Below are 13,010 nucleotides of genomic sequence, written 5' to 3'. Positions count from 1 at the left end.
CCGGCGGGCCGGTGGTCCAACGCCCGTTTCTACGACCCCGACCCGACCAACCTGGACACCACCTACTGCCGCTGGGGCGGGTTCCTCGACGACGTGGACCGCTTCGACGCACCGTTCTTCACCATCTCCGGCAAGGAGGCCGAGCAGACCGACCCGCAGCAGCGCGTCTTCCTCGAGGAGGCGTGGCGGGCGCTGGAGGACGCCGGCTACACCGGAGACAAGCTGGCCGGCAAGCCCTGCGGCGTCTTCGTCGGCGCCGGCGCCAGCGAGTACCTCACCCGGATGAACAAGGCCGGCGCGGTCAAGCAGGCACAGGCGTTCTGGGGCAACGAGGCGTCCATCCTGGCGGCACGCATCTCGTACTTCCTCAACCTCAAGGGCCCCAGCATCGCGGTGAACACCGCCTGCTCATCCTCGCTGGTCGCGCTGCACCTGGCGTGCCAGAGCCTGCTCGCCGGAGAGAGTGAGATGGCCCTGGCCGGTGGCGCCTTCATCACGCTCGCGCCGGACTACTTCGTCGTGGCCAGCAACGGAAACATGCTCTCGCCCGAGGGGCGGTGCAAGACCTTCGACGCCTCGGCCAACGGGTTCGGGCCGGGCGAGGGCGTCGGCGTGCTGGTGCTCAAGCCGCTGGACCGGGCGCTGCGCGACGGCGACCAGATCCACGGGGTGATCAAGGCGACCGCCATCAACCAGGACGGCCGGACCAACGGCATCACCGCGCCGAGCGGACTGGCCCAGACCGAGGTGGAGCTCGCCGCGTACCGGCGCGCCGGCATCGACCCGGCGACCATCGGCTACGTCGAGGCGCACGGCACCGGCACCCCGCTGGGCGACCCGATCGAGGTCGAAGCGCTGACCAATGCCTTCCGTACGTATACCGACCGCACCGGGTTCTGCGCGATCGGGTCCATCAAGACCAACATCGGGCACACCGCCGCCACCGCGGGTGTAGCCGGGATCATCAAGGTACTGCTGTCCTTCCGGCACCGGCAGATCCCGCCATCGCTCCACTTCGAACACCCCAACCCGCTGATCGACTTCGCCAGCTCGCCGTTCTACGTCAACACCGAACTGCGCGACTGGACGGCCGACCCGGCGCGGCCCCGACGTGCGGCGGTCAGCGGTTTCGGTTTCAGCGGCACCAACGCACACGTGGTGCTCGAGGAGCCGCCGTCGCGGGCGTCGGCGGTGCCGCCGGCCCAGCCGCCGTTCGCGGTACCGGTCTCCGCGCACACCGACACCGCCCTGAGCACCCGCCTGGACCGGCTCGCCGCCTGGCTGGCCGGACCGGGCGAGGCCTTCACCCTCGCGCAGATCGCGTACAACTTCCAGGTCTTCCGGGAACACCGCCCGGTGCGCGCGGTCTTCCTGGCCCGTGACCACGCCGACCTGGCCCGCCAGATCCGCGACCGGGCAACCCCTGGGCCGGCGACCGGGACGCTCGGCGACCTGGCCGGTCGGTACCTGGCCGGTGAGGACGTGGACTGGCGGTCCTGGTGGGCCGGTGCCAGCTGCGAGCGGATCCCGTTGCCGGGCTATGCGTTCGACCGCCATCGGTACTGGTTCGCCGACGTCGACACGGTCTACGCCGACGGCGCCGAGCCGGTAGGCACCGCACCCGCGGTGCGGTTCGAGCCGGCGGGCGGCGGGTCCGTGCGCACCACCCTGACCGGGCGGGAGTTCTACCTGCGCGACCACCTGGTGAACGGCCGGCGGGTACTGCCCGGCGTGGCGTACGTCGAGTTCGCCCGGCGCGCCGCCGAGGCCGCCGGTCTGCCCGCCGGCCCGGTACGCGACCTGCGGTGGCTGCGCCCGCTGGAGGTCAACGGTTCACCCGTCGACGTGACCGTCCACTTCAGAGACGAGGACGGTGGGCTCGGATTCGACCTACGCTCGGCTCCGGACGTGGTGCACGCACGCGGAAGGCTGCTGCCGCCCGACGAGGCCGGCACCGCGGGACGGGTGGATCTGAGCGCGGTCGCGGCGACCTGCCCGCGGACCGTACCGGTGGCCGACCACTACCGCAAGCTGCGCGCCCTCGGCCTGGCACACGGGCCGGCCCTCACCTCCATCCAGGAGATCCGCGTCGGTGACGGCGTCCTGCTGGCCCGGCTGCGGCTACCCGCGGCAACCGACACCGAGCCGGACGCCTTCGACCTGCATCCGTCCCTGTTGGACGGTGCACTCCAGACACTCGGCGCCTTCGACGGCCCGGACCACCTCCAGCTCCCGATGTCGGTTTCGACGGTGACACAGTCGCAAGCCCTGCCGGCGGAGTGCCTCGTGTACGTGACGGCGGCGCCGACACGGCCGGGGGACGCGGTGCGCGCCTTCGACATACGGCTTCTCGACGACGACGGTCACGAGCTGGCCGCCCTGCACCACCTCACCGTCAAGCGACCGGCCGGCGGCCAACCGGCCCCGGCCGACCAGGTGCGTGCGTTGCTGCACCGCCTGCGCACCGGTGAGATCAGCGAGGACGAAGCGGAAACGGCGATGGAGGCATCCCTTGCGAACTGACGCGCACGGCCGCCGAGCCGTCCTGAGCAGGGTCAGGTCCGGTGAGCTCGACGTGGAGGAGGCCGCCCGGCTTCTCTTGACGCCACCGATCGCGGAGTCGGCACCGCGAGACCTCGTGCTGGCGTGGCTGGCCGGGCTCGTCTCGGAAGAGGCGAAGATACCGGCGGAGCGGATCGTGCCCGAGGAGCGGCTGGACCGCCACGGCTTCGACTCGGTGATGGCGCTCAACCTGGTCCGCGCCCTGGAGCGGGACCTGGGCAAACTGCCCGCCACGCTGCTGTTCGAGTACCAGACGCTCGCCGCGCTCGCGGACTACCTGCTGGAGCGGCACGGTCACGCGCTCGCCGAGCGTTTCGGCGCACCGCACGAGGTCGCCGCGCCGGCCGCCGCCGCGGCGCCGGACGGACCCCGGGGGACCGGCGAGCCCATCGCGATCGTCGGGCTCAGTGGTCGCTTCCCGCTCGCCGACGACCTCGACGAGTTCTGGGACAACCTCGTCGCCGGGCGCGACTGCATCACCGAGGTGCCCGCCGGCCGGTGGGACGTCAACCGCCACTTCGACCCGACACCCGGTACGCCGGGCAAGACCTACAGCAGGTGGGGCGGCTTCATCCGCGACGTCGACGCCTTCGACAACGCCTTCTTCAGCATCTCGCCGCGCGAGGCGGAGCGGATGGACCCGCAGGAACGCCTGTTTCTGCAAGAGGTCTGGCACGCCCTCGAAGACGCCGGCCTGACCCGCGCCGGCCTGTCCGGCACCGCCGTCGGCGTCTACGTCGGCGTCATGTACTCGCAGTACCAGCTGTACCAGGCCGAACAGGCGCTGCACGGAAACGCGCTGTACCTCGGCTCCTCGTACGCCTCGATCGCCAACCGGGTCTCGCACTACTTCGACTTCCGCGGGCCGAGCCTGGCGCTGGACTCGATGTGTTCCTCCTCGCTGACCGCACTGCACCTCGCCGGCGAGGCGCTGCGCCGGGGCGACATCACCACGGCCGTCGTCGGCGGTGTGAACCTCACCATCCATCCCGCGAAGCACGTCGACCTCAGCCAGGGCCGGTTCGCCTCCACCGACGGCAGGTGCCGAAGCTTCGGCGCCGGCGGCGACGGGTACGTGCCCGGCGAGGGAGTCGGAGTCGCCGTGCTCAAGCCGCTGGCCGCCGCGATCGCGGCCGGGGATCGGGTGCACGCGGTCATCCTGGGCAGCGCGATCGGCCACGGTGGACGGACCAACGGCTACAGCGTGCCGAACCCCGCCGAGCAGACCCGGCTGATCCGGGCGGCGCTGGACGACGCGGGCGTGGACCCGGCCGACATCGGGTACGTCGAGGCGCACGGCACCGGCACCGCGCTTGGCGACCCGATCGAGGTGCGCGCGCTTGCCCAGGCGCTCGGCGAACGGGAGCCCGGTGCACCGGCGCGTGCGATCGGCTCGGTCAAGTCGAACGTCGGCCACCTGGAGGCCGCCGCCGGCATCGCCGGACTCGTGAAGATCGTGCTACAGATGCGGCACCGCACCCTCGTCCCGTCGCTGCACGCCGACCCGCCCAACCCACACCTCGACCTCGCCACCGCCGGGCTGCGGGTGCCGCGCTCGGCCGAGGAATGGGCGGCGCCGGAGGGCGGGCTGCGGACCGCCGGGCTCAGCTCGTTCGGCGCCGGGGGCGCCAACGCCCACGTGGTCGTCCGCGAGTTCCGGCCCGCGCCCGCGCCCACACCGGCAGCCGGCCCGCAGCTGATCCTGCTCTCCGCGCAGACGCCCGAGCGGCTGCGCGCGGTCGCCGCCAGCCTGGCCGCCGAAACGGACAGCCACACCGGCACCAGCGCCGCGGAATGGCTCGCCAGGGCGGCCCACACGCTGCGGGTCGGGCGGGAGCACTTCGAACACCGGCTGGCGCTGGTCGCCGCCGACACCGACGACCTCGGCCGCCGGCTGCGCGCGTTCGCCGGCACCGGCACCCACGGCGACGGACTTGTCCTCGGCAGCGTCGACAGCGCGACCCGGGCTGCGGACGCGGACCGGGCCCGGATCGCCGACCTGCTCACCCGCGGCGCCCTGGCCGAGCTCGGCGAGCTGTGGGTGCGTGGCATCGAGATCGACTGGTCCACACCGGACGGCGAACGTCCACTCAGGACAGCGCTGCCCGGCTACCCGTTCCTGCGCGAGCGGCACTGGCCGCGACTGATCGACGCGGCGGACGCGCCGGCGCCACCGCTGTCCTCGCCGCATCCGCTGCTGCACCGCAACGAGTCCACCTTCGACCGGCAGCGCTTCGTTACGTCGTTCGACGGATCGGCTCCGCTGGTGCGTGACCACACCGTCGGCGGCCGGGCCCTGCTGCCCGCCGCCGCCGCGGTCGAGATGGTGCTCGCCGCTGGCCGCGCCTCCGGGCTGACCGGGCCGTTGAGCGTACGGGAGACGGTACTGGAGGCGCCGATCGAGGTACCGGCGGGCGCGCGCCTTGAGGTCGCCGTCGAGCTGCACCGGCTGGAGTCCGGCGTCGCGTACACGCTGTCAGATCTGGACGGCGGCAAGGTGTACGCGCGGGGCCGAGTGGTCGCCGGCACCGTGCCCGCGCCGGACCGGCTCGACATCGAGGCGATGACAGCAGCCTGCGGCGCGCCGGTCGAGGCCGAGCGGTGCTACCGCGCGCTGGCCGAAAGCGGTCTGCTGTACGGGCCGGCGCTCCGCGTCCTCGAACATGTGCGGCCGGGCCAGAGCCGGGTACTGGCGCGCTTCCGGCTCTCCGAGAAGTCCGGCAGCGCCCCGTACGACGTGCATCCGGCGTTGCTGGACGGCGCGTTCCAGGCCCTCGTCGGCTTCAGCCTGGACGGACCGGCGCCCGCACGCGTCCCGTTCGTCATCGAGGAGGTGGCCACCACCGCCACCAGGCTGCCCACTACCGGCTGGATTCTGGCGACCGCGCGCTCCACCGGCGGACAAGCCGACGTGTTCGACCTCGCACTCGCCGACGACAGTGGCACGGTGGCCGTCCGTGTCACCGGACTCGCCGTACGGCCCGTGGCTGCCGGTCAGCCGGACAACCCACGCCACGACACCGTGGTGCTGCGGCCCGTCTGGCGACCTACGCCACTGCCGGACGAGACACCGACCACCATGGACGGTGGGACCGTGCTCGTGTTCGACCACGCGAACCTGGGCGACCAGATCCGCCGGGACCGGCCCGGCATCCACGTCGTGACGGTCCAGCCCGGAGACGGCTGGGAACGGGTGGACGGCGACACGTACCGGATCGACCTTGCCGACCACGGGCACTACCGGCGCCTGCTCGACGAGGCGGCACCGGGCCAGCTGCGCGGCATCGTCCACGCCTGGTCGTACGCCGCACCGGTAGCGGACGCCGCGGCCACCGAGGAGCACATGGCGCTCGGCTTCGGCTCCCTGCTCGCGCTCTGCACCGCCCTGGCAAACCACTCGTCGACCGCGGAGATCCGGCTCGTGTGCGCGCATCCGGCCGGTGTGCCGGCGTACGCGGCGCTGGGCTCCTTCCACCGGGTCGTGGCCACCGAGCACCCCACGTACCGGGTCAGCACCGTGGAGTCGTCCATCGAGGACCGGCCGCGCCGGGTGCTCGCGGAGCTGACCGTCACGGCCGCCGGCGCGGAGCAGGTGCGCTACGACGACGGCGTCCGGGAGGTGCTCGGACTGACCGAGCACACCCTAACGGCCGGCCCGCAGCCGCGCGAAGGCGGCGTGTACCTGGTCACCGGCGCCCTCGGCGGGTTGGGCCGGATCGTCGCCCGCCACCTCGCCGAGCGGCGGCACGCCCGGCTGGTGCTGACCGGCCGCTCAGCCCTGGACGAGGACGGCGCCGCCTTCCTCCAGGATCTGGAGCGCGCTGGCGGCAACGCCGTGTACCTGGCCGCCGACTGCGCCACGGGTGCGGGCGCGCGCTCGCTCGTCGACGAGGCGATGTCCCGTTTCGGCCGGCTCGACGGCGTCGTGCACCTGGCCGGGGTGCTGCGCGACGGGCTGCTGATCGGCAAGCGGCGCGCCGACGCGGCCGCGGTGCTCGCCCCCAAGGTCTGGGGCACGTACCACCTCGACGACGCCACACGTGACCTGCCGCTGGAGTTCTTCGCCCTCTACTCCTCGGCCACGTCGGTCATGGGCGTGACCGGGCAGAGTGACTACGCGTACGCCAACGGTTTCCTGAACTGGTTCGCGGACTGGCGCGAGCAGCGGCGCCAGGCTGGGCAGCGCTCCGGTGCGACTGTGGCGGTGGCCTGGCCGCTGTGGCGCTCCGGCGGGATGGACGTCGACGACGCCAGCAAGACCTGGATCGAGGAGAACCTCGGATGGGTGCCGCTGCCACCCGAGCACGGCACCACGCTGTTCGAGGCGTCGTTGCGTCAGGACACGACCCAGCTGACCGTGTTCCACGGTCACCGCGAGCGGATCCTGCGCGCGGTCGACGCGGCGGCGCCGCCCTCAGCCGAGGCGACCACGCCTCCGCCCGGCGCCGATCTCGACCTCGACACGCCCGCCGGACGGGCGCTGCTCGCGCACCTGCGGCAGATCGTGTCCGAGCAGTTGCAGCTTCCCGTGGACCGGTTGGACCCGCGTGCCCGCTTCGAGCGGCTCGGCCTGGAATCCGTGATGGTCATGAACGTCACCAACCGGCTCAGCGAGGTCTTCGGTGACCTGCCCAAGACGCTGTTCTTCGAGTACCAGACGCTGGCCGACCTCGCCGCACACCTGCTGCACCGGTACCCGGCCGCGGCACAAACCCGGTTCGGTACGGCCGGACCGGTCCGCCCAGACCCTGCCCCGGCGGCTCCCCGCGCGGACGTGCGACCGGTGGGACGGGAGTCCAGCCCGGCCCGCGACACGGACGAGCCCATCGCGGTCGTCGGGCTCAGCGGCCGTTACCCGATGGCCGCCACGCTGGAGGAGTTCTGGGAGAACCTGAGGCGGGGGCGGGACTGCGTCACCGAGGTGCCCTCCGACCGCTGGGACCACGACCGCTTCTTCACGCCGGGTCCTGGCGACGCCGGAAAGGCCTACTCCAAATGGGGTGGTTTCCTCGACGGGGTCGACGAGTTCGACCCGCTGTTCTTCGGCATCTCACCGCGCGAGGCCCGGCTGATGGACCCCCAGGAGCGGCTGTTCCTCCAGACCGCTTGGCACACGCTGGAGGACGCCGGGTACGCCCGCGCGGGCCTGTCCCACAGCCGGGTCGGCGTGTTCGTCGGCGTGATGTACAACCAGTACCAGCTCTACGGCGCCGGTGAGGCGATGCAGGCACGCGGGTTCGTGCCCAGCTCGCTGGCCGCCTCGGTGGCCAACCGGGTCTCGTACGTGCTCGGCCTGACCGGGCCCAGCCTGGCGCTGGACACGATGTGCTCCTCGTCGCTGACCGCGCTGCACCTGGCCTGTGCCAGCATCCGGGCCGGCGACTGCGACCAGGCACTGGCCGGCGGCGTGAACGCGATCCTGCATCCCAACCGGTACCTGCAACTGAGCCAGGCCCGGTTCGCCTCGACCGACGGCCGCTGCCGCAGCTTCGGGCTGGGCGGCGACGGCTACGTGCCCGGCGAGGGCGTCGGCGCGGTGCTGCTGAAGCCGCTGTCGCGTGCCGAGGCCGACGGCGACCACATCTACGGCTTGATCCGCGGCTCAGCGCTCAACCACGGTGGGCGCAGCAACGGCTACACGGTACCCACGCCGGTCGCGCAGGCCCAAGTGGTCGCCGAGGCGCTGGCCCGGTCGGGTGTCCACCCCGACGACCTCGACTACGTCGAGGCGCACGGCACCGGCACCGTTCTGGGCGACCCGATCGAGGTCGACGGTCTCGCCAAGGCGTTCGCGGCGGCCGGGTCGCGCCGCTCGGCGCCGTGCCCGATCGGCTCGGTCAAGTCGAACATCGGGCACCTGGAAAGCGCCGCCGGCATCGCCGGGATCACCAAGGTGCTACTCCAATTCCGGCACGGCGAATTGGTGCCGTCACTGCACGCCGACCGGCTCAACCCGAACATCCAGTTCGCCGACGCCCCGCTGCGGGTACAGCGGGCCGGCCAGTCGTGGCCAGCCCGGACCGCGCAGGGGCGGCCGTTGCCCCGGATCGCCTCGGTCAGCTCATTCGGCGCGGGCGGCGCCAACGCCCACGTCGTCCTGGAGGAGTATCCAGCCGCCACGGCGGCGCCCGGTCCGTCCGGTGCCCGGGAACTCGTCGTGCTGTCCGCACGCACCGCGGAACAGTTGCGCGAGCTGGCGCGCGACCTCGCCGACCGGCTCGACGCACCACCGGCCGCCGGCACGCCATCCACTGTGGACGCCGCGCTGCTGGACCTGGTGCGCGGCGCGGCCGCCCAGATCCTCAACGTGCCGCCGGCCGATATCGACCTCGACGAAGATTTCGAGAGCCTCGGCCTCGACGGCCTGGCACGGCTGGAGCTCGCCGAGCGGGTGCGGCAGGGGCATCAGTCAGCCGACCTGGAAGGCTGCGCCAACCTCCGCGGGATCGCCTCCCGGCTGACGCCGTCCGCGGTGGACGGTGGGACGGGCGGGGCGACCGGCGCGCCGACGCCGTCGCTGCGCGACATCGCGTACACGCTGGCCGTCGGCCGTGAGCCGCAGCGCGAGCGCCTTGGCGTCGTGGCCGGCGACGCCACCGATCTGGCAGCGAGGCTGCGCGCCTTCTGCGCGGGGCAAGCCACCGACGGGGTGTACACCGGGCAGGCGTCCGCGCCGGCCGGCCCGCTCGACACGCTGTTCGACGGCGCCGCGGGGGAGTCGTTCCTGGCCGCCCTGCGCGCCACCGGCGACCTCGACAAGTTGGCCCAGCTCTGGGCCTCCGGCACCGACCGGGCCGCCGCACCCACGGCCGGCGACCGCCCGGCCCGCCGGTTGTCGTTGCCCACCTACCCGTTCGCCCGCGAACGGTACTGGTTGCCCGAACCCGGTGCGGCGGACGAAGCCGCTGTGCCGGCACGGCCGGAGGTGCCACCCGCCCCGGCCGCCGACCGGCCCGCGGAGCGATCCTCCCGGACCGACGAGGTCCCTGTGGAGCGATCCTTCCGGGCCGACGAAGAACTGCCGGCCATGGCGTCGACGCCCCCGCTCGACTGGAACCGCGCGCATCGGGCGGTCGTCGATGCCATGGCCGCGGTGCTGGAGATATCGGCCGAGGAGTTCGAGCTCGACGTCCCGCACACCGACCTCGGTGTCGACTCGGTGCTCGCGGTGTCCATCGTGGACCGGGTCAACGAGGATCTGGGCACCGACCTGAAGCCCACCGACTTCTTCAACTACGCCACCCTGCGCAAGCTCGCCGACCACCTCGCGCAGTCCGTGCCGGCACCGCCCACCGTGCAGCGGCCCGTCTCCCCGCCGGTGCCCGCGCAACCGGTGGTCGGCGCCCAGGACATCGCCGTCATCGGTATGTCCGGCCGGTTTCCCAGGGCACGCAACCTCGACGAGCTCTGGGCAAACCTGCTCGCCGGCACCGACGCGGTAGGGGAGATCCCGGCCGCGCGTTGGGACGTCGCCCGGCATTGGGACCCGGATCCGGCGGCGCCCGGCAAGACGTACAGCAAATGGGGCTCGGTGCTGGAGGACATCGACAAGTTCGACCCGGACTTCTTCGGCATCTCACCGCGCGAGGCCCGGCTGATGGACCCGCAGCAGCGGCTGTATCTGATGGAGGCGTGGCGTGCGCTGGAGGACGCCGGCTACCCAGACCGGGCGCTGGACGGCATCGAGTGCCACGCCTTCGTCGGCACGTCGGCCGGCGACTACCAGCAGCTGCTGCACGCGGCAGGCACACCGGTCGAGGGGTACACATTCATGGGTTCCCACCCGGCGGTGCTGGCCTCCCGGCTCTCGTACCACCTGAACCTGCGCGGCCCCAGCCTCGCCGTGGACACCTCCTGCTCGTCCTCGCTTATGGCCGTTCACCTTGCCTGCGAGGCGCTGCGCGACGGGCGCGCCGACCTCGCGGTGGCCGGGGGAGTGGCCGCACTGAACACACCGGAGCTGCACATCCTCGCCAGCAAGGCGGGCATGCTCTCACCCCGTGGCCGGTGCCAGGCCTTCGACGACGGCGCCGACGGCTTCGTGCCGGGCGAGGGTGTGGGCGCCGTGGTGCTCAAGCGCCTGGCCGACGCGATCCGCGACGGCGACCCCATCCATGGCGTCATCGCCGCGTCCGGCGCCAACCAGGACGGCCGGAGCAACGGCCTCACCGCGCCCAGCGCGCCGTCGCAGGCGGCGTTGCTGCGGTCGGTGTACGGACGGTTCGACATCGACCCGGGGCAGATCGGATACGTCGAGTGCCACGGCACCGGAACCCGGCTCGGCGACCCGATCGAGGTGGAGGCGCTCACCCAGACCTTCCGCCGGTACACCGAACGGCGCGGTTACTGCGCCATCGGATCGATCAAGTCCAACCTCGGCCACACGCTGACCGTCGCGGGCATCGCGGGCCTGCTGAAGACCCTGCTGTGCATCAAGCACGGCATGCTCGTGCCGTCGCTGCACTTCGCCGTGCCCAACCGGCACATCCCGTTCACCGACAGCCCGTTCTACGTCAACACCGAGGCGCGGGCGTGGGAGCCGGACGGTGGCGTGGCGCGGCTGGGTGCGGTCAGCTCGTTCGGGTTCAGCGGCACCAACGTGCACGCGGTCGTGCGTGAGGCGCCGAGTCCGGCCGCCCGGTCCGCGGAGCAATCGGGCCGGGAGCGGCTGTGCCCGGTGTCCGCCAAGACCCCGGCGGCGCTCGCCGAGCGGCTCGACGAGCTGGCCGGGTGGCTGGAAAGGCACGGCCGGCGGCACGAATGGCGGGACGTCGCGCACACATTGGGCGCCGGCCGCTCCCACTTCCCGGTCCGCGCCGCGTTCGTGGCCACCGACGCGGGCGACCTGCGCGACCAGATCCGGGCCTGGCGGGCCGGCGAGACCGGCGGACCGCCGGTGACCGGAGCCGGTGACCTCGGCGACGCGGCCCGCCGGTACGTTTCCGGCGGCGACGTCGGGTGGGAGGCGCTGTACGGCGACGAACCGGCGCGGCGGATCCATCTGCCTACCTACCCGTTCGCCCAGGAGAGCTACTGGATTCCCGGTGCCGCCGCGCCCGCCGCGGATACCGCCGACAGCGAGTGGGTGTTTCCGCACCGCCTGCGGCCCGACCTGCCGCTCGTCCGCGACCACGTCGTGGACCGGCGGCCGCTGCTGCCCGCGGCCGGGCACCTGGAGCTGCTGCACGACGGGCTGCGTGCGGTGCTCGGCGCGGAACCGTTGACGCTCACCCGCCTGGTCTGGCTGCGGCCGGTCTTCGTCACCGACGAGCGCACTGTCGAGGTCGTGATCCGGTCCGCCCAGCCGGGGCGGTACGCGTTCGAGGTGCGTAGCACCGGCCCGGACGGTACCGCGCAGGTGCACAGCCGGGGCGAGGTGCGAACCGGTACGGACCGGAACGAGACGATCGACCTGCCAGCCCTCGGCAACCGCTGTCCCCAGTGGACGGATGCGGATCGGCACTACGCGCGGTTCACCCGGATAGGCGTGCTGTACGGGCCACACTTCACCACGGTCGAGGAGATCCGCCACAGCGAAGCCGAGGCACTGGCCACGCTGGTCCGGCGCGGCACAGGCGGCCCACTACCCGCCGGCGTGCTCGACGGCGCGATCCAGTCGGTCGCGGCCCTGCAACCCGACGCCGACGGGCAACGGCCGTACGTGCCGTTCGCCATGGACGAGATCCACCTCGCACGGCCGATACCCGAGCGGAGCCTCGCGTACGTGCGCCAGGTCAAGCCGGGAGAGTGCGACGTGTCCATCATGGACACCGACGGTCGGGTGTGCGTGGCGATCCGGGGACTGTCCTACCGGGAGCTGAAAGAGCCGGTACGCACCCGTCTGTACACGCCACGGTGGCGGGAGCTCGATCCGCCCGCGCAGGCCGCCATGACCGAGCCGGACAGCGTCCTGGTCGTCGCCCCGGCCAACGACTACGGCCTGGCCGAGCGGCTGGTGGCCCGGCACCGCCCGGGCACCGCCGACATCATCCGGCTGCGCGCCGGCGAGGCACCCGACGCCCTCAGCGGCCGGTTGCGCCAGATACCGCCGCCGGCGCGGGTGTACTTTCTAGGCGGCCTGGACGACGGGTTCGACGGTGCCGGCTGGGACTCGCTCGGCGCGGCCGAGCGCGCGCAAGAGTCCGGCGTGCTGTCGTTGTTCCGCGTGGTGACGTCGATACTCGCCGCCGGCGGGAGTCCGCGGCCGGTCGAGCTGATCTCCGTCACCGCCGACGCGCACAGCCTCGACGGCCGTGGGCCGCGCCGCCCGTTCGGCGCGGCCATCTTCGGCCTGACCCGATCGCTGGCCAAGGAGCAGACCTCGTGGCAGGTCGGCTGTGTCGACGTGGCCACCGGCGACCTCACGGGGGACGGCGCCGGCGCGGTGGCAACCGCGCTCGCCGCCGAACCCGGTCACCCGGACGGCAACGAGGTCGTGCTGCGCGACG

General features: G+C 72.8%; 2 protein-coding genes (both only partly in view). Both read left to right on the top strand.

Annotation, left to right across the window (positions count from 1 at the left end):
* On the top strand, window positions 1–2,523 hold the 3' end of the coding sequence (locus AC5L36_RS38900; protein ID WP_441223698.1) for an SDR family NAD(P)-dependent oxidoreductase. 15,864 nt of this gene lie to the left of the window's left edge; only the last 2,523 of its 18,387 coding nucleotides appear in the window; the start codon falls outside the window, past its left edge; its stop codon occupies window positions 2,521–2,523.
* Window positions 2,513–13,010, top strand: the 5' portion of a protein-coding gene (locus tag AC5L36_RS38895; protein ID WP_441223697.1) for an SDR family NAD(P)-dependent oxidoreductase. 2,390 nt of this gene lie beyond the right edge of the window; the window shows 10,498 of its 12,888 coding nt (coding positions 1–10,498); it begins with the start codon at window positions 2,513–2,515; its stop codon lies beyond the right edge, outside the window. Before AC5L36_RS38900 ends, AC5L36_RS38895 begins: the two co-directional genes overlap by 11 nt.

It is taken from the genome of Phytohabitans sp. LZ39 (genome assembly GCF_059359075.1).
This window is presented reverse-complemented; position numbering and strand designations above follow the sequence as displayed.